Source organism: Leclercia sp. W6, assembly GCF_003336345.1.
Taxonomy (GTDB): Bacteria; Pseudomonadota; Gammaproteobacteria; order Enterobacterales; family Enterobacteriaceae; genus Enterobacter.
This window is the reverse complement of the sequence record NZ_CP031104.1, coordinates 1,343,525-1,361,246: the sequence shown is the minus strand read 5'-3', so window position 1 is coordinate 1,361,246 and position 17,722 is coordinate 1,343,525. Positions and strand designations below refer to the sequence as shown.

General features: G+C 55.9%; 18 protein-coding genes and 1 pseudogene. 16 read left to right on the top strand and 3 right to left on the bottom strand.

From position 1 onward, the window contains the following. Positions 1-170: 170 nt before the first annotated feature. From DVA43_RS06590 to DVA43_RS06545, 9 genes are all read left to right on the top strand, one after another. On the top strand, positions 171-1,622 hold the full coding sequence (locus DVA43_RS06590) for a GGDEF domain-containing protein (protein ID WP_114314996.1): 1,452 nt from the start codon (positions 171-173) through the stop codon (positions 1,620-1,622). 181 nt (positions 1,623-1,803) lie between these two features. Then, complete coding sequence (locus DVA43_RS06585) at positions 1,804-2,796, top strand: diguanylate cyclase (protein ID WP_114314995.1); 993 nt, start codon at positions 1,804-1,806, stop codon at positions 2,794-2,796. Positions 2,797-2,847: 51 nt separating this feature from the next. Further along, positions 2,848-3,813 carry a sensor domain-containing diguanylate cyclase gene (locus tag DVA43_RS06580; RefSeq protein ID WP_114314994.1) on the top strand — a complete coding sequence of 322 codons (966 nt, stop codon included), beginning with the start codon at positions 2,848-2,850 and terminating at the stop codon, positions 3,811-3,813. A gap of 166 nt (positions 3,814-3,979) precedes the next feature. Further along, a complete protein-coding gene (locus DVA43_RS06575) occupies positions 3,980-5,431 on the top strand; it encodes a tagaturonate reductase (RefSeq protein WP_114314993.1) in 1,452 nt (483 codons plus the stop codon). Between the two features lie 231 nt (positions 5,432-5,662). Then, complete coding sequence (locus DVA43_RS06570; protein WP_103824423.1) at positions 5,663-6,577, top strand: bestrophin family protein; 915 nt, start codon at positions 5,663-5,665, stop codon at positions 6,575-6,577. A 152-nt stretch (positions 6,578-6,729) separates the two neighbouring features. Continuing rightward, complete coding sequence (locus DVA43_RS06565; protein WP_114314992.1) at positions 6,730-7,725, top strand: alpha/beta fold hydrolase; 996 nt, start codon at positions 6,730-6,732, stop codon at positions 7,723-7,725. Positions 7,726-7,773: 48 nt separating this feature from the next. Then, positions 7,774-8,514, top strand: coding sequence for a response regulator (locus tag DVA43_RS06560; protein WP_114314991.1), 741 nt, complete (start codon positions 7,774-7,776; stop codon positions 8,512-8,514). Continuing rightward, complete coding sequence (locus DVA43_RS06555; protein WP_114314990.1) at positions 8,511-9,806, top strand: ATP-binding protein; 1,296 nt, start codon at positions 8,511-8,513, stop codon at positions 9,804-9,806. Before DVA43_RS06560 ends, DVA43_RS06555 begins: the two co-directional genes overlap by 4 nt. Before the next feature lie 535 nt (positions 9,807-10,341). After that, complete coding sequence (locus DVA43_RS06545) at positions 10,342-11,532, top strand: cytochrome c biogenesis protein/redoxin (RefSeq protein WP_114317090.1); 1,191 nt, start codon at positions 10,342-10,344, stop codon at positions 11,530-11,532. On the opposite strand, the gene tam is transcribed toward DVA43_RS06545, so the two are convergent. Both tam and DVA43_RS06535 read right to left on the bottom strand, forming a co-directional pair. Beyond that, a complete protein-coding gene (gene tam, locus DVA43_RS06540) occupies positions 11,533-12,291 on the bottom strand; it encodes a trans-aconitate 2-methyltransferase (protein WP_114314989.1) in 759 nt (252 codons plus the stop codon). It abuts the gene before it with no gap. An 87-nt stretch (positions 12,292-12,378) separates the two neighbouring features. Further along, positions 12,379-12,964, bottom strand: a pseudogene (locus tag DVA43_RS06535) (NUDIX domain-containing protein). A gap of 86 nt (positions 12,965-13,050) precedes the next feature. Here DVA43_RS06535 and DVA43_RS06530 point away from each other — a divergent pair. From DVA43_RS06530 to DVA43_RS06500, 7 genes are all read left to right on the top strand, one after another. Next, the gene (locus tag DVA43_RS06530) at positions 13,051-13,806 is read left to right on the top strand and encodes a DeoR/GlpR family DNA-binding transcription regulator (RefSeq protein ID WP_103179585.1); all 756 of its coding nucleotides are present in this window, start codon (positions 13,051-13,053) and stop codon (positions 13,804-13,806) included. An 82-nt stretch (positions 13,807-13,888) separates the two neighbouring features. After that, the gene (locus tag DVA43_RS06525; protein WP_114314988.1) at positions 13,889-14,230 is read left to right on the top strand and encodes a hypothetical protein; all 342 of its coding nucleotides are present in this window, start codon (positions 13,889-13,891) and stop codon (positions 14,228-14,230) included. Between the two features lie 152 nt (positions 14,231-14,382). Continuing rightward, on the top strand, positions 14,383-14,685 hold the full coding sequence (locus DVA43_RS06520; protein WP_327061351.1) for a metalloregulator ArsR/SmtB family transcription factor: 303 nt from the start codon (positions 14,383-14,385) through the stop codon (positions 14,683-14,685). After that, complete coding sequence (locus DVA43_RS06515; protein ID WP_114314986.1) at positions 14,675-15,106, top strand: YeeE/YedE family protein; 432 nt, start codon at positions 14,675-14,677, stop codon at positions 15,104-15,106. The genes DVA43_RS06520 and DVA43_RS06515 overlap by 11 nt, the downstream gene beginning before the upstream one ends. A gap of 9 nt (positions 15,107-15,115) precedes the next feature. Continuing rightward, the gene (locus DVA43_RS06510; RefSeq protein ID WP_114314985.1) at positions 15,116-15,529 is read left to right on the top strand and encodes a DUF6691 family protein; all 414 of its coding nucleotides are present in this window, start codon (positions 15,116-15,118) and stop codon (positions 15,527-15,529) included. 88 nt (positions 15,530-15,617) lie between these two features. Beyond that, positions 15,618-16,253, top strand: coding sequence for a glutaredoxin 2 (gene grxB / locus DVA43_RS06505; RefSeq protein ID WP_114314984.1), 636 nt, complete (start codon positions 15,618-15,620; stop codon positions 16,251-16,253). Between the two features lie 111 nt (positions 16,254-16,364). Then, entirely contained in the window at positions 16,365-16,682 is a 318-nt protein-coding gene (locus DVA43_RS06500) for a YebG family protein (RefSeq protein WP_114314983.1), read from the top strand. Positions 16,683-16,855: 173 nt separating this feature from the next. Here the strand turns inward: DVA43_RS06500 and catA are convergent, their stop codons facing one another. After that, complete coding sequence (gene catA / locus DVA43_RS06495) at positions 16,856-17,518, bottom strand: type A chloramphenicol O-acetyltransferase (RefSeq protein ID WP_114314982.1); 663 nt, start codon at positions 17,516-17,518, stop codon at positions 16,856-16,858. Positions 17,519-17,722 lie beyond the last annotated feature (204 nt).

The window sequence follows — 17,722 nt, the reverse complement described above, 5'->3', positions numbered from 1 at the left end:
TCTATTAAGCACTGCCTGTGCCGTCACGCTGACGGCGCAATTGATAAGCACTGCTAACTGGAAGATGATAGTTATCCCCTTAATGTGATATACATTAATCCCAAACTTTTAACATTCATCCGCGTGGATGTGTATTCAATGTTAAAAGCAAACCTATGGATTGATATTGCATGTCTTCTGCTCACGCCAGAACATTCACACTTTTTCAGCCGCACAGTCCGTTCCGAAACGCGGCGGGAATAGTGGTATTGACCACGCTGTTCTATTTTATCGGCGCGCAGCTTCGTCTGATGGAGTCGCTGTCGATGTTCTGGCCGCTGAATGGCGTGATGGCAGGGGTGTTTGCCCGCTACGCTTACCTGAACCGGCCTCGCTATTACGTGATGTCCTATATCGCCATGCTGGTATACGACGCCATCACCACCGACTGGGGCATCTCCTCGCTGGGCATTAACCTCTCGAATATGGTGTTTATTGTCACCGTAGCCCTGTTGGTCCAGCGCGACAAGCAACTGAAAAACCGCACCCCGGATCCGGTGAATGCCCTGCGGCTGTTTAACTATTGTCTGCTGGCTGCGCTGCTGAGCGCCCTGCTCGGGGCGGCGGTGGCGGGCGGGGTGGACAGTCGCGCCTTCTGGCCGCTGGTCGCCGACTGGTTTAGCGAACAGTTTTCTACCGGGGTATTGATTGTCCCCTGTATGCTGACCATGACCTGGCCCACGTTCAACCGGGCCATACGTGCCAGTCATTTGATGCCGGTGGTGTTACTGATTATCTCGGTGATGGCCTCGGTCGCAATCGGCGGGGCCGGTGCGCTGGCGTTTCCGCTGCCGGCGCTGATCTGGTGCGCGGTGCGCTATTCGCTGCCAGCAACCTGCTTGTTAACCTTTGTCACCGGGACGGTAGAGATCACCCTGATTGGCAACTCCATCATCACCATCGTGGCAACCACGCCGCTCACCACCCCGATGATGTTCTCTGCCCGTCTGGGGATCGCCACCCTGGCAATCTGCCCGGTTATGGTCTCGGTCAGCATGGCGGCGATCAATTCTCTGATCCGCCAGGTTTCCCTGCGTGCCGATTACGACTATCTGACTCAGGTTTACTCCCGCTCCGGGCTGTATGAGGCGCTCAAAAATGTTGAAGGGAAGCGCAAAAGCCCGCGGCTAACCGTCATGCTGCTGGATATCGACTATTTCAAAAGCATCAACGACAACTATGGTCACGAGTGTGGCGATACCGTTCTGGCCGCTTTTGCGCACAAAGTGCAGGAGACGGTAGGTAATGCAGGGTTGGTGGCGCGAATGGGCGGCGAAGAGTTTGCCGTGGTGGTTAACTCCGCTTCAGCCGGGCAGGCATATGCTCTGGCGGAGCGTATTCGTACCACGGTTGAACAACATCCCTTTAACTGGCGGGGGCAGACGCTGTTTTTAACCGTCAGTATTGGTCTGGGCAGCGGAAGGTCGGAGCCGTCACAGCTCACAGAAGTGTTTAATCGTCTGATGACTGAAGCGGATGATTATCTGTATCGTTCGAAAAAAGCAGGTCGAAATCGTACCAGCGCCCGAATGACAGAGATAAAAACTACCGAACAGGCGGTAGCGCCTTCGGAACAGCTGTAATCGTTTGCCAGGGCGCGGTGACGCCCTTTACCATGTATTCACGAAACTGATAAATGCCTTGATACAAAAATTCAACGTCAATAATATAAAAGGGTGATTATATCGGAAAAATCGTGTGATGAACGGAACTGACAGACTCAGTAAATCCCCTCGCGTGCCTGGCAGTCGGTTTATCAAACGCATGTATCTGATGCGAATGCTTGGAACCTTCCTCTGCTTTATTCCTATTCTCTCTGTCCTGCTGGAACAGCAACGTTCCGTCTGGCTTATGGGATTGTTGGCCATCAACGCCTTTGTCTGGCCAACTTTGGCCTGTTGGCGCGCCCGGCGTTCTTCGACGCCGCTCCTTACCGAACATCAGAACCTGGTTTTAGACGCCGGGGCAGGCGGCTTCTGGATCGCCATGATGGCGGTCAATCCGCTGCCTTCCGTCGCCATTGCCACTATCTTACTTGCTGACCGGCTGGCGGCGGGTGGCTTTCCGTTGATGAAAAAGGCCGGGGCGGTGATGGTGGCGGTCTTTATGGGGAGCTGGCTGTCGCAGGGAATGGCGCTGGTGCCGTGGATGTCGCAGCGTACCCTCTATGCCACGCTGCCGTTGATTGCTATCTATACCGTGGCGCTGAGCGTGCTCACCAACAGTATCGCCATGCGGCTGCGCTTCAAATCGCGCGAGCTGGAGCGCATTGCGATGATGGACCCGCTGCTGGACATTGCCAACCGGCGTCTGCTGGAGGAGCGTATCGATCATGAGCTGCATAAACTGCAGCAAACCTGCCACGATTCGGCGCTGATGTTTATCGATATCGATAACTTTAAAGAGGTCAACGATCGCTACGGGCACAAGGTAGGGGATATGCTTTTAGTGACAGTGTCACAAATCTTGCATATCGCCAGCCGTCAGAGCGACACCCCGGCGCGACTGGGCGGGGACGAGTTTGTGATCCTGCTGCCCGATACCACCCTCGACGAAGCGCGAGTGGTCGCTACGCGCATTATGGATGCGGCAGCGGTTATCGGTGACGTCGCGGAAGAAGCCGTCCACTGCACAATGAGTATTGGCATTGCCTGCGCCACCCAGGAGATGGGAAATGTTACAGACTGGTTACAGGCTGCCGACGCCGCACTGTATCAGGCTAAACGCGATGGTAAAAACCGCATTTTTGCCCACTGACCCGCCTCAGGATGCGCTAAGCTTTTAAAAAGCCTGACGTACGGAGCCCGTATGAAATCACCCTCACTACCCAGCAATGAAGCAAAGCGTCTCAGTGCCTTGCGTGAATCCGGGCTGCTTGAACCAAAAAATCACCCGACTTACACGCGCATTACCCGGCTGGCAAGACGCGTGTTTGGCGTGCCGGTGGCGATGATCAACCTGGTTGACGAGCACGTTGTGGTCGTTAAATCCACCGATGGCGGCGACCCGACCAATTTGCCGCGAAATCTCTCGTTTTGCGGCCATACCGTCCTTAGCGATGCACCGCTGGTGATCCCCGATACCCTGGACGATACCCGCTTTGCCGATAACCCCCTGGTCACCGACGATGATCCTATCCGCTTTTACGCGGGTTATCCGCTGCGCCTGCCCGGTGGGGCCACGGTGGGATCGCTCTGTATTATCGATCACTATCCACGGCCTTTTTCGCCTTCTGACATTGAGGCGCTGGCCGATCTGGCGGCACTGGTGGAAGCGGAGTTTGCCGCCGCCAGCGCCAGTATCACCGACCCGCTGACCGGGCTCTACAACCGCCGGGGCTTTCATCATCTGGCGACCTATGCCATTCGCGCTGCCCGCCGTCGGGCTGAGCCTTTAACCCTGGCCTGGCTGGATCTCGATCGCTTTAAGCAGATAAACGCCCGCTATGGCCGCACAGATGGCGACAACGCCCTGAAGGCGATGGCCGGTCTGCTGAGCTCCACTTTTCGTGAAGCCGACGTGCTGTCGCGCTACGGCGGAGATGAGTTTGCCATTCTGTTTGCCAACAGCGACGAAAAGGGGGCATGGATCGCCATGCAGTTTCTTACCGAACAGGCGGCGAACTGGAACGAGCATGCCGAATATCCGTGGGCGCTCTCCTTTTCCTGGGGCGTGCGCGAGTTCGATCACGACCGCGACGATCTCAAGAGCTGGCTGGCCACTGCCGACCAGATGATGTACTCCATGAAACAGCAGCGAGGTACCGGATGTTGAGAAGGGAGAAGTAAAACCCGCAGGCGTTCTGGTCTACAAATTCATATAGATCCTGTCACAATTCACACCGGAATTGATCAAAACAGGGGTTCGTGGTCGTAAAGTTTGATAAGTTATCGTACCAATCTTATCAGGCTGTATGACTAATCATTACAAGGACCCCATTGTGAACACACTAAACCGTCGTGATTTCCCCGGTGCTCTCTATCCTGAACGTATCATCCAGTTTGGTGAGGGCAACTTCCTGCGCGCGTTTATTGACTGGCAGATCGATCTGCTTAACGAGCATACCGACCTGAATGCCGGTATCGCGATTGTGCGCCCCATCAAAAGCGATTTTCCGCCTTCGCTGAGCACTCAGGACGGCCTGTATACCACCATCATTCGCGGCCTGAACGAGCAGGGCGAAGCGGTCAGCGACGCGCGTCTTATCCGCTCGGTGAACCGTGAGATTAGCGTTTACGATCAGTACGATGAATTCCTGAAGCTGGCGCATAACCCGGAGATGCGCTTTGTCTTCTCTAACACCACGGAAGCGGGGATAAGCTATCACGCCGGGGATAAGTTTGAGGATGCGCCTGCGGTCAGCTATCCGGCAAAACTGACCCGCCTGCTGTTCGAGCGTTTCAGCCATTTCAACGGTGCCGCCGATAAAGGTTGGGTGATCGTGCCGTGCGAATTAATTGACTACAACGGTGATGCCCTGCGTGAGCTGGTGCTGCGCTATGCCCAGGAGTGGGCGCTGCCTGCGGCCTTTATCCAGTGGCTCAACGATACCAACACCTTCTGTTCTACCCTGGTGGACCGTATCGTCACCGGCTATCCGCGCGATGAAGTGGCTGAGCTTGAAGCCTCTCTGGGCTATCACGATGCCTTCCTCGATACCGCTGAACACTTCTATCTGTTTGTGATCCAGGGGCCTAAATCGCTGGCGCAGGAGCTGCGTCTCGATAAGCTGGCGCTGAACGTGCTTATTGTTGATGACATCAAGCCATACAAAGAGCGCAAAGTGGCGATCCTCAACGGCGCACATACCGCGCTGGTGCCGGTGGCGTTCCAGGCGGGGCTGGATACCGTGGGTGAAGCGATGAACGACACCGAAATCTGCGCCTTTGTCGAAAAAGCGATTCATGAAGAGATTATTCCGGTGCTGGATCTGCCGCGCGATGAGCTGGCCTCGTTTGCCAGCGCGGTAACGGGCCGTTTCCGCAATCCGTATATCAAGCATCAGCTGCTGTCGATAGCCCTGAACGGCATGACCAAGTACCGCACCCGCATTCTGCCGCAGCTTCTGGCGGGGCAGCAGGCCAGTGGCAAACTCCCGGCGCGCCTGACCTTTGCGCTGGCGGCCCTGATCGCCTTCTACCGTGCGGAACGTAACGGCGAAAGCTATCCGGTGCAGGATGACGCGCACTGGTTAACCCGTTTCCAGCAGCTGTGGACGCAGCATCATGACCAGCAGATTAGCACGCGTGAGCTGGTGACAGCGGTGCTGAGTGTCAGCGAGCACTGGGAGCAGGACCTGACCCAAGTGAGCGGGCTGGTAGAACAGGTTGCGCAGGATCTGGATGCCATTCTGCATCAGGGCATGCGCGCCGCCGTCAAACCACTCTGCTAAGCCATTGAACCTCCCTCTCTCCTGACGGGAGAGAGGGAATGCCCGCATCGGTTACCCTGATCGGTTACTTGCTTTAGTTACAACATACTTTAATTCCTTCTTCTTTTCCCAAAATGAAACACCGTGCGGTCTGAACAGGCTTAGCAAAACGACAGCATTTTTTAACATACTTGCAACCGTGATAACGATCACGTTTAATAGTCACCGCTCTTTTTCCCGATGAAGCTGACTATGATCGTTCGACCCCAACAGCACTGGTTGCGTCTTATTTTTGTCTGGCACGGTTCCGTGCTGACCAAAATCTTTTCCCGCCTGTTCCTCAATTTTTTGCTCTCCATCGTGGTGATCCTGATGCTGCCCTGGTATACCTCGCTGGGCATCCGGCTGACGGTCGCGCCGTTCAGCATTCTTGGGGTCGCCATCGCAATCTTCCTCGGTTTTCGAAATAACGCCTGTTACGCCCGCTATGTTGAGGCGCGACAGCTGTGGGGGCAGTTGATGATTGCCTCGCGCTCCCTGTTCCGGGAAGTGAAAAACACGCTGCCGGAGGATCCGGCGTTAGGGGAGTTTGTCCGCCTGCAGATCGCCTTTGCTCACTGTCTGCGCATGACCCTGCGCAAACAGCCCCAGGCTGGCCAGCTCTCAAAATACCTGTCAGCAGAGAACCTGCGAGCGGCGATGGACTCCAGCTCCCCGGCGAACCGCATCCTGCTGATTATGGGGGAGTGGCTGGCAGTAAGACGCCGCAATGGTGAACTGTCGGATATCCTCTTTCACAGCCTGAATATTCGCCTGAATGATATGTCCACCGTGCTGGCGGGCTGCGAGCGGATCGCCAACACCCCGGTGCCGTTCGCCTACACGCTGATTCTGCACCGTACGGTCTACCTGTTCTGTATCATGCTGCCGTTCGCGCTGGTCAGCGACCTGCATTACATGACGCCGTTCGTCTCGGTATTGATTTCCTATACCTTTATCTCGCTCGATACCCTGGCGGAAGAGCTGGAAGAGCCGTTCGGCGTCGAGAATAACGACCTGCCGCTGGATGCCATCTGCAATGCGATGGAGATTGATTTGCTGCAGATGAACGACGAGCAGGAGATCCCGGCGCGCAAACTGCCGGACAAGTACTACCAGCTGACGTAATTTCCCCGGGTCATCAGGCCGACTTTTGTATCGCAGTGTATCTGCGCGCGAGCGCGATACACCGCCTTGCAAAACGGCCAAATCTGCACACATTCGCCATACATCAGGGTGATGAGATAAGCGGGTCGAATAACTGACCCGGAGAAATCACCATGATGAACAAACTGGCTTACTCAACCCTGGCTTTAACCCTCTCATTCGCCACCGTATCCGCCTGTCAGGCCGAGGCGGCGGGCAGCGACTATCATGCGGCCTTTAAGCAGATCCTCCAGATTGACGCAGGCGATCTGAATATTGGCTATGTCGATATCGGGCCGAAAAACGGCGAACCGGTGATCCTGCTGCACGGCTGGCCGTACGATATTCAGAGCTATGCCCAGGTGGCTCCCGCGCTGGCGGCAAAAGGCTACAGAGTGATCGTGCCGTACAACCGCGGTTTTGGCACCACGCGTTTCCTGTCGTCTACCACCCCGCGTAATGGCCAACCGGCGGCTATGGCGAAAGATGTGATTAACCTGATGGACGCCCTGAAAATCAAACGCGCGGTCTTTGCCGGTTACGACTGGGGCGCGAGAACGGCGGATATTGTGGCGGCGCTGTGGCCTGAGCGCGTGAAATCGCTGGTTTCGGTGAGCGGGTATCTGATTGGTAATCAGCAGGCGGGGGCGAAACCGTTGCCGCCGAAGGCCGAACTGCAGTGGTGGTATCAGTTTTACTTCGCCACCGAGCGCGGTGAGAAGGGATATGCGGCCAACACCCACGACTTTGCGAAACTGATCTGGACCCTGGCATCCCCCGGCTGGAAATTCAGCGATGCGACTTTCAACGTCAGCGCCAAAGCGCTCGATAACCCGGACCACGTGGCGGTGACCATCAGCAACTATCGCTGGCGTCTGGGGCTGGAGCGGGGTGAAAGCCGTTACGACAGCTATGAGCAGAAGCTGGCGGCCGCACCGACCATCAGCGTGCCCACCATCACCATCGAAGGTGATAACAATGGCGCACCGCATCCGGAGCCTGCGGCGTATGCGGCAAAATTCACCGGCAAGTATCAGCATCGCACCTTTACCGGCAATATCGGCCACAATCCGGCCCAGGAAGATCCGCAGGATTTCGTCAAAGCGGTGGTGGATGCGGACAAGTTATAAGCCAGCTATGCTATTTTTTTGCCCATCGCTGAAAAACAGGAGCTTAGGGTGGAGACAACCGATCACATTCTTGTCGTGGATGATGACAGAGATATACGCGAGCTGATCGTCGATTACCTGGTGAAGTCCGGCTATCGCGCCACGGGTGCGGCCAACGGCAAGGAGATGCGCGCCGTGCTCGACAGGCAGGCCGTGGATATGGTGGTGCTGGATATCATGATGCCGGGGGACGATGGCCTCACGCTCTGTCGCCAGCTGCGCAGTGGTCAACATAAGGATCTGCCGATTTTGATGCTGACCGCGCGCCATGACGATATGGATCGCATTCTGGGCCTCGAGATGGGAGCAGACGACTATGTGGTTAAACCCTTTGTGGCGCGTGAGCTGCTGGCGCGGATCAAAGCGATACTGCGCCGGTTTCGCACGCTGCCGCCCAATCTGCAGGTGACGGAAGCCGGGCGGATCATCGCCTTTGGCGACTGGCAGCTCGACACCAGCGCCCGTCATCTGCTGGATGCTACCGGCACCATCGTGGCGTTGAGCGGGGCGGAGTACCGTCTGCTGCGGGTATTTGTCGATCATCCTCAGCGTGTATTAACCCGCGATCAGCTGCTTAACTTCACCCAAGGGCGGGATGCAGAGCTGTTTGAACGTTCAAACGATCTCCTGGTCAGCCGGGTGCGCCAGCGCTTAAATGAGGATGCGCGCACACCACTGTATATAAAAACAGTACGTAGTGAAGGCTATGTCTTTTCGATGCCCGTCAGCATTGTTGAGGCCAAAGAATGAGGCTCTGGCCGCGCTCGCTCCATTACCGCCTGCTGCTGATTGTCCTGCTGGGGTTGCTGCTCGCCAATGGTCTGAGCCTGACGCTGGTGCTGGCCGAGCGCATGAGCAGCGCCCGGCACGTGATGCTCGGCAATCTGGAAGATGATGTTTCCACCAGCGTGGCGATTCTGGATCGACTGCCGGCAAACGAGCGGGCGCAGTGGCTCCCGCGTCTTGAGAGGGGCAACTATCGTTATCTGTTGGGGCCAGGTGAGCCGGGGGCGCCTCCGGCGGATGCCCGTTCACGGGATGCAGTCCGGACCCTGACGGAAACGCTCGCGACCCACTATCCGCTGCGCTTCACGGCAGTGCCGGGGCCGGTTTCGCACATTCAGGCCCACCTGACGCTAAGCGACGGCTCGCCGCTGACGCTGGATCTCACTCCCCGCATGCCCCCGATTGCCCGCTGGCTGCCGGTGGTCTTTGTGATCCAGCTTTTATTAGTGGTGATCTGCGCCTGGCTGGCGGTGCGCCAGGTGGTGCGGCCCTTTACTCACTTTACCCGGGCAGTGGACACGCTCGAACCCGCCAGCCCCAATCCGCTGACGCTCACCGAACAGGGGCCGCTGGAGGTGCGTCAGGCGGCGCGCGCCTTTAATGCCATGCAGGCGCGGATCCAGGTGTCGCTGAAGGAGAGGGCGCAGATCCTGGCTGCTATTTCCCACGATCTCCAGACCCCCATTACCCGTATGCGGCTGCGCGTGGAGATGGCCGACCAGCCGGATCTGCGCGACAAGCTCACCCAGGATCTGGACAGCATGACGCGCCTGGTGCGCGAGGGGATAGACTACGCGCGCTCGTCCGGTGTGGCGCCTGAACCGGTTCGTAATGTCGATCTCTATACCTTTATTGATACGCTGGTCTGTGACTACAGCGATACCGGCAAAAACGTGCAGTTCTCGGCGGCGAGAACGCACGTGCCCTTTGCAACCCGTCCGCAGGCGCTGCACCGGATCCTCACCAATCTGCTGGATAACGCTCTGAAGTTTGGGGATAAGGCAGAGGTGACGCTGACGACAGGTGATAGCAGGGTGCAGATTGTCGTGGAGGATAACGGGCCGGGTATTCCGGAGCATGAGCTGGCGGCGGTGTTGCAGCCGTTTTACCGGGTGGAGTCTTCCCGTAACCGTGAAACCGGGGGGACGGGGCTGGGGCTGGCGATAGCGGCACAGCTTACGGGGCAGTTGAATGGGGAGTTGCAGTTGGTGAACCGGGCTGAAGGGGATTATCGGCTCGAATCATGTTGCCGGTAGGGTGAGACAGGGCATGTGGCTTCTGAGGGGGTTCCGTTCACTATACGTTCGCTGCCTCTCTGTAAACCATGTCACCGGTGAACGTGTTAAGGGGGCTATCGCCGCCCCCTTAACAATCCCGGCTCCCGGCAAAGAAAATCGCCGCTTCGCGGTTCCCTCAGCTTATTCCCTCCGGCTATCGGGTCGGGGGCGATCCTACATCCCTGTAGGTCGCCCCCTCTCGGCGCATCCCTGCGCCTCGCCCCGGCCTGCGGTCAACGCTTCGGCGATTTTCAGCCGGACCAGGGAGCCGCTGTAATTTTTCTCTTCATATCAAACTTCTTCAGCGCTGATTTTTTGATTTTGTAGGCCGGGTAAGGCAACGCCGCCACCCGGCAATACCGCACGGTGCCCCATAATTCCTCGCCATTTGTACCGGCATGTATCCACCAGCCACCCAGGTACACTCCCTGACAAAAACCCCCATTCCTCAACACACCGCAAACACATCCCCACGCTGTAATGGCCTCACTATCAACTGGTAAGTGAGGTGTTTATGTTTCTCGTGATTGCATTTTTAGGCGGCATGGTCAGTCTGCTCAGCCCCTGTACGCTTCCCGTTATTCCTCTGCTGTTCGCCGGATTCCGCGGCCAGCGGCGTCAGCTTGTCGCTATGCTGTGCGGTATGGTGATGATGTTTACCCTGGTCGCCAGCCTGATCGCCGTCGCCAGTGACTGGGTGGTCAGCGCCACCATCGTGGGACGCTGGGTGGCGCTGGTACTGCTGAGTCTCGCCGCCCTGGCGTTGATCTTCCCATCTTTTGCACAGCGCATCGCCGGGCCAGCGTTACGCCTCGGCAATGTGATCAATTCCCGGAGCAACTCTACCCGCGGCTTAGCCTCGGCGGTGCTCGCCGGGCTGGCAGTCGGGCTGCTGTGGTCGCCCTGCGCCGGTCCGGTGTTAGGGGCTATTCTCAGCCTGAGTCTCGCGGGACATAACCCGATTGCTACCGGCAGCCTGCTGGCAGCGTATGGCAGCGGCTGTGCAGTGATGCTCGCGCTGCTTGGCTTCAGTGGGCAGGCGCTTATCGCCCGCCTGAAAGCCAAATCGGGCCTGATGGAGGGGCTGCGAAAAACCGCGGGGGTGATGATGCTGATGTCCGTCGCGTTTACGGCGTTCGGTCTGAACAGCCTCTTTCAAGGGGCAAACGGGCTGGCCGACCGGCTGGAGAAAACGCTGCTGCAACTGGCGCCAGGGAGCCAGACTCCACCGATGCTTCAGCCGGTGGCACAGCCAGTCACCACCAGCGCGATGCCCTCTCTGGAAGGTGGTACCGGATGGCTCAATGGCGAGCCGGTTAGCCCGGCGTCGTTAAAAGGCAAAGTGGTGCTGATCGACTTCTGGACCTGGGACTGCATTAACTGTCAGCACTCGCTGCCGTACGTTCGCGACTGGGCCAACAAATATTCGTCACAGGGTCTGGTGGTGATCGGCGTCCATACCCCGGAGTATCCGTGGGAGAAACCGCTGGCCTCGGTGCAAAAAGCCATTAACAAATGGCAGCTGCCGTACCGGGTGGTGACTGACAATAACTATAAAATCTGGACCGCCTTTGGCAATCGCTACTGGCCTGCGCACTACTTCTTCGATGCCAAAGGGCAACTGCGTTACGCCTCTTTCGGCGAAGGGAATACTGACAAACAGGAGCAGGTGATCCAGCAGCTGCTGAAAGAGGCAAAAGCGTAGCTACGGTGTGCGTCGGGCGATGATAAACAGTCGCGGAAAGGCCAGCAGTATCTGCCCGTTTTCCTGGAGTGGATACTGCTCCTCCAGCAGCTGATGATAGCGATGCAGATAGCGCTGCTGCTCACTCTCATTGAGATCCTGAAGCCACGGACGCAGGCCAGTGGCGCTTACCCAGTCGACGATCGCCTGGTGGGAGGCCATCTGGTGATAATAGGTCGTACGCCAGATATCCACCTCGCAGCCCGCTTCGGTCAGGATATCGTAATAGGCATGGACGCCGGGGAGCGCTGCCCGGCCGCGATCCGGATAATCCTGTTCAAACGCCACCTCACGCATCAGCACGTGGGTGGGCTCCAGGTCGTTATCCGGCATCTGGATAGCCAGTACGCCGTGCAGTTTCAGCATTGAGACCAGATGCGGCAGCAGTTCATAGTGATTCTCTACCCACTGCAAGGAAGCATTGGCGTAAACCACGTTCAGGGTGCGTTCGGGACGGTAGTGGCGAATATCCGCCTCAATAAACCGACACCCTGGCAGGGCGGCTCTGGCTTCTGTGAGCATGGCGGGCGAGGTATCGACGCCGGTTATCTGCGCCGTGGGCCAGCGCTGCTGCAACAGCGCCGTGCTGTTGCCCGGTCCGCAGCCGAGATCCACCACATCGGTAACGTTATCCAGCGCAATCCGGGACAGCAACTCTAAGGCGGGGCGGGTGCGTTCCGCGCCATATTGCAGATACAGGCCAGGGTTCCAGTCGGTCATGCGGGCATCTCCAGTTTGCTCTTTTCTGAAGTGTAGATGATGAGGTTTCAGACATGACAGAAATCCCTTTCTGTCGGTGCGCGGATGTTAGACGATCTTCTTCAGGGCAACGTGATAGAGCAGCATGATGGTTTTGCCGTCGACGATAGTGCCGTCATCAATAGCCCTGAGGGCCTGTTCAATGGGCCATTCCAGCACTTCGATATCTTCACCTTCGGCCTCGATACCGCCTCCTGCGCCGGTGCGATCCCCTGCGTGATATTCCGCGATGTAGAAGTAGAGCTTCTCGGTGACGGAGCCCGGGGCTCATAAAGGCTTCGAACACCTTCTCCACCTGGTCAATCTGGTAGCCGGTCTCTTCTTCCACTTCGGCTTTAATGCGCTTTTCCGGGGCCATGTTATCAAGCAGGCCTGCGGCAGTTTCGATCAGATAACCGTCGTGACCGTTTATATAGACCGGAAAGCGAAACTGGCGGGTGAGGATCACCGTTTTTTTCTCGCGGTTATAGAGCAGGATGGTTGCACCATTTCCCCGATCGTAGGCTTCGCGGTTCTGACGCTGCCACTCCCCGTTGCGACGACGCAAATCGAAGGTATATTTTTTGAGTGTGTACCAGTCATCTGACAGCGTTTTGCTGTTGAGAATGCGTACTTCTGCACGAGTAGATTGCACGATGCCTCCTGTATAGGTAGAGTGACCATCATAATCTGCACATTCGTGCAATATCAAGATCAAACATGCAACCTCAGGAATCCCTCATGCTCACCCGTCAACGCAAACAGCTGATCCTTGAAAAACTGAATACCGAAGGAGAGGTGCTCTCTAAAACCCTCAGCATCGAATTTCAGGTGTCGGAAGATACCATTCGCCGGGATCTGCGCGAGCTGGCAGCCGAGGGGCGTTTACAGCGGGTGCATGGCGGCGCGCTGCCAGCATCAAAAGCGGTATCCAGCTTTGCCGAGCGCAGCCACCTTGGCATCGACGCCAAAAAGCGGGTGGCGCAGAAGGGCGTTGAGCTTATCTCCCCGGGACAGGTGGTGATCATTGATGGCGGGACGACCACGACCGAGCTGGTTCGCTGCTTGCCGGCGGATCTCTCCTTTACGGCGGTCACCCACAGTCCCGGTATTGCGTTGGCGCTGGTGGACCATCCCCGGGTTGAGGTGATCCTGATTGGCGGGCGTTTGTTCCGCCACTCTATCGTCACGGTGGGAGCCGCCGCGATTGAGGGAATCGAACGTATCCATGCGGATCTCTTTTTCATGGGGGTAACCGGTATTCATCCGGAAGCGGGGTTAACCACCGGTGATTATGAAGAAGCCTGTATCAAACGCGCATTTTCCGGCAGGGCCGCCGAAACGGTGGTGCTGGCGTCGCCGGAGAAGATTAATACCGCTTCACCCTTCCTGATTGGCGAGCTTTCGCTTATCAATACCGTGGTGGTTGAACCGGATACCGACAGTCGCTGGGTTGAGGCGGTGGTCGGGCAGGGCGTGTCGGTTGTGAAAGCGTGACGCGAAAATGCTAATCGCAGGAAGAGCGTAGCCGTATAAGCTACGCTTTTGCAGTAACCTGTTCATTACTAAGGACTACGTGATGCTGCAAAAAATCAGCCTTATATCCCTTGCCTGTTTACTCTTCACCGGCTGTATGTCCATGCCCAGTGAGGGCACTTCGCCCGAAGAGAAGAAGTTTCGTAAAGTCGAGGCCGCGGCGAAAGAGTGCGCCGAGATTGTGAAAAACCAGACTATCGAACTCACTGCCGAGGGCAAAGACGCCGACACCCGCTGGACGACCATCGACTATGTGGGGCCCGATCAGCGTACCCGCACCGTAGAATATCGTACCTCGTCGGTGCTGGATAACGGCGAACCGGGTAGAGCGTGGCAAACCTGTATGTCGGATAAAAAAGCGCTGGCGCCTGAGCTGAAATTATAAGGTCAGGCCACCTGGGGAAGAAAAACTACCGGCTGCCACCTGCCGGTTTTTTTTGCTATGCGTCCCGGCAAACAATATACTAAAATACATTATATAAATATGTATATTGATGGATGCATATCGTGACTACGAATAGCGATATTCAGGATGCAATGAAACAGGCGGCACTGGGGGCTGCGGAGCTTTTGCGCGGTTTGTCTAATGCGGACAGACTCCTGTTGATGTGTCAGTTAAGTCAGGGGGAAGCGAACGTTGCGCAGCTTGAAGAGGCGGTGGGGATCCGTCAGCCTACGCTGTCCCAGCAGCTGGGGGTCTTGCGGCGTTTAAAGCTGGTGGAGACCCGACGTACAGGTAAACAGATTTTCTACCGGATTGAGGATCCGCGGATCTTCACGCTGCTTAACACCTTATATGACCTCTATTGCCCACAGAAAGGTGTCGATCATGAGCGTTGATTTCTCTCACTTCACGCCACTGAGTAGCCTCGCGGGCGGGGTATTAATCGGGCTTGCCGCCATACTGCTGATTCACTTCTGCGGGCGAATCGCCGGGATCAGCGGCATTGTGGCGGGGATGCTGACGAAACAGACCCGTAAAGAGGGGTGGCGGATAGCCTTTTTAGTCGGTCTTATCGGTTCACCTCTGCTGTTCAGCCTTTTCTTTCCCTTACCTGAGATAACGGTTCATACCTCGTGGCCGCTGATTGTCGTGGCGGGCCTGCTGGTGGGCGCCGGGACGCGTCTGGGATCCGGGTGTACCAGTGGGCATGGCGTCTGCGGGCTGTCGCGTTTTTCCAGACGCTCCCTGGCGGCCACGCTGACCTTTATGGCGGTCGGTATTGTTACCGCAACGCTGACCGGTTTCTGGCTCGGTTAAGGAGAAGATATGTTAATGGTCATTGCCGCGTTTCTGTGTGGCCTGATTTTTGGCGTGGGTTTGCTGATAAGCGGGATGGCAAATCCCGATAAGGTGCTTGGCTTTCTGAATCTCTCTCAGCCCTGGGATCCCTCTCTTGCCTTCGTGATGCTTGGGGCGATTGCGGTGGGGATAGTCGGCTTCAGGTTAGCTAAAGGCAGACAAATGTCGTTTTGCGGGGCGCCGATTCGACTGCCGGAGAATAACACCGTAGACCGCGCGCTGCTGGTGGGCGCCATCCTGTTCGGCCTGGGTTGGGGGCTGGCAGGTATTTGTCCCGGACCGGCGCTGGTCTTGCTGGGGGCGGGCGCAGGGAAGGGAGTGCTGTTTGTGTTGTCGATGCTGGCCGGAATGTGGATCGTGAACAAAGCCCGGCCAGCGTAAAAAATTAGGCTGGAAACCTTGACCCGATTTGCCCGATCCTGTCAGGTAATTCATCCCATCATCCATCTGTTTAGAGAAAGAGAACGCTATGAAACTCTATGTGTATGAGCATTGCCCGTTCTGTATCCGCGCGAGAATGATCTTTGGTCTTAAAAAGGTGCCCTTCGAGCTGGGCGTGATAATGGAAGGGGATGTCGACACGCCAACCCGTATGGTGGGCAGAAAGGTCGTGCCGATCCTGCAAAAAGAAGAGGGCGTTTACATGCCGGAAAGCATGGATATCGTCCATTATGTCGATGAGCTTAATGGTGCGCCGGTCATCAAGGGTGAATGCGACCCAGTGATTGAGGCCTGGTGCAAAGAGAACACGCGCACCGTCTTTAACCTGGCGATCCCACGTTTTACCCGGGCGGATTTTAAAGAGTTGTCCACCCCAGCCGCGCGCGAAGCCTATACCCAGCGTGAGATAAAAGCGTTTGGCGATCTGGAGGCGTTAATGGCCAATAGTCAGGCCTTTATCGATACGCTGGTGGATGAACTGGCTAAAATCGAGCCCTATCTCCGAGCCAGACACCCGATAAGCATCACCGATTTTTATCTTTTCCCGGTGCTGAACTCGCTGACGATTGTAAAAGGCTTCCCGTATCCGGACTACCTGAGCGACTATCTGGACCACGTTGCGACATCCTGTAACGTACCGCTGTTTACCGATAAAGCATTGTAACTGAAGGGGGCTCGCCCCCTGAACATAAGCAAGTTTATCCAGCGCATTTTTGGCTGCAACACAAACAAGGAAGTGCTATACTGTATATAATTACAGTATAGGGGGTGCATAATGGCTGTTGAAACAAAATATGTTGTCGTAAGAAAAGGTGAAGAGAAAATGACATTTGCCAGTAAGAAAGAGGCTGACGCTCACGACAAACTGCTCGACCTCGCAGAAGCGTTCACCGACTGGCTGGTGCAAAGTGACATGCAGATGGATGAAACGCAGGCTGAAAATCTGGGGCTGTATCTCGCCGAGCAGAAAGAGGCCGTGCAGCATATTCTGCGTACTAGCAAACTTCCCGATCTCAATGCCGCTACAGCAGCAGAAAAGACAGCGTCAGATGAGAGTGGCAGTAAAAAAATCAGAGCAGTCAAAGCTGCCTGATTAATACATCATCGCTGATCCTGTCGCCGCGAGTGGGAAACTGCTCGCGGTTTTTTTGCCATATGCCCGGCTCAGGTGGGCGGAAGTGGTGAGGAAGGCAGGAAACAGGCAGGGCATTAACGTAATCGTCATCGCTGATGCCTGTTCCTCGCTTGATAACAGAAGTGGCCCGTTTAAGCACGGTGCGGTAAGTCGCTCATTATCTCTTGTATTTCATTAAACAGTCTTGCCAGATGGAAACCATCGCAAACGGAATGGTGGACCTGAACGGCGAGCGGCAACAATGTTTTTCCATCCTGTTCGTAGTATTTGCCAAAGGTGAACATGGGCGCGAAAAAGTTCTTCATGTTTGCAACGTTGACATTGAAACTGGTAAACGTTGCCCAGGGAATAGCCGATACGAAAAATATATTGTCCGGTGACTCGCCCTTAGGCCAGTAAGAAAGGTTATTACCGTAGCGTGTAACGTCTTCAGAATAGGTTTTTTGGAAGTGCTCCATATTGCCATCGTAATGACTCCATAATGATGAAAACGTCTCCGTTTCATTATGGAAAATGGTGTAGCTTGGGTAAACTTCCTTCCATATAACCAGCTCATCGTCCTTCATGGCCATACGAAACTCGGTATGCCTGTTTACGACTTCAGAAATGATGGAGATGATAGTAGGGTAAAACTTCCAGCCCACGTCTTTAATATGTTTCAGCAGATCGGTGATGTCTAAATTAACAGTCTGGTTAATGGTGCTCTGAGCAAAAGACTGAAATACTGCAAAATGTTCCTTCCTGGCCCAACGAGATAAGTCAACAGGCGTATAGTCTGGGATTGTTTTTTTCATTTTTAACCCTTTGATTAGCGATGTAATCCTGCGTTCAGCGTAAGATTTTTCCATGATAAACCAGCATATCTCATTATCACTCTGATATGCATCGGTAAAGTGAGGCTGATTGCCAGTGACTGGCGCTTGTCAACGCTAAGTTCAGATGTCCGGGGCAGGGTAATGAAAAAATGTCCGCTATGTAGCAGGCGCGGACATCCAGGT

Coding starts and splice junctions, on each gene's coding strand:
- grxB (WP_114314984.1), top strand. CDS start 15,618: ATGAAACTCTATGTGTATGAGCATTGCCCGTTCTGTATCCGCGCGAGA.
- DVA43_RS06555 (WP_114314990.1), top strand. CDS start 8,511: ATGAGGCTCTGGCCGCGCTCGCTCCATTACCGCCTGCTGCTGATTGTC.
- DVA43_RS06580 (WP_114314994.1), top strand. CDS start 2,848: ATGAAATCACCCTCACTACCCAGCAATGAAGCAAAGCGTCTCAGTGCC.
- catA (WP_114314982.1), bottom strand. CDS start 17,518: ATGAAAAAAACAATCCCAGACTATACGCCTGTTGACTTATCTCGTTGG.
- DVA43_RS06510 (WP_114314985.1), top strand. CDS start 15,116: ATGTTAATGGTCATTGCCGCGTTTCTGTGTGGCCTGATTTTTGGCGTG.
- DVA43_RS06590 (WP_114314996.1), top strand. CDS start 171: ATGTCTTCTGCTCACGCCAGAACATTCACACTTTTTCAGCCGCACAGT.
- DVA43_RS06570 (WP_103824423.1), top strand. CDS start 5,663: ATGATCGTTCGACCCCAACAGCACTGGTTGCGTCTTATTTTTGTCTGG.
- DVA43_RS06585 (WP_114314995.1), top strand. CDS start 1,804: ATGTATCTGATGCGAATGCTTGGAACCTTCCTCTGCTTTATTCCTATT.
- DVA43_RS06515 (WP_114314986.1), top strand. CDS start 14,675: ATGAGCGTTGATTTCTCTCACTTCACGCCACTGAGTAGCCTCGCGGGC.
- DVA43_RS06545 (WP_114317090.1), top strand. CDS start 10,342: ATGTTTCTCGTGATTGCATTTTTAGGCGGCATGGTCAGTCTGCTCAGC.
- DVA43_RS06500 (WP_114314983.1), top strand. CDS start 16,365: ATGGCTGTTGAAACAAAATATGTTGTCGTAAGAAAAGGTGAAGAGAAA.
- tam (WP_114314989.1), bottom strand. CDS start 12,291: ATGACCGACTGGAACCCTGGCCTGTATCTGCAATATGGCGCGGAACGC.
- DVA43_RS06565 (WP_114314992.1), top strand. CDS start 6,730: ATGATGAACAAACTGGCTTACTCAACCCTGGCTTTAACCCTCTCATTC.
- DVA43_RS06520 (WP_327061351.1), top strand. CDS start 14,383: ATGAAACAGGCGGCACTGGGGGCTGCGGAGCTTTTGCGCGGTTTGTCT.
- DVA43_RS06525 (WP_114314988.1), top strand. CDS start 13,889: ATGCTGCAAAAAATCAGCCTTATATCCCTTGCCTGTTTACTCTTCACC.
- DVA43_RS06530 (WP_103179585.1), top strand. CDS start 13,051: ATGCTCACCCGTCAACGCAAACAGCTGATCCTTGAAAAACTGAATACC.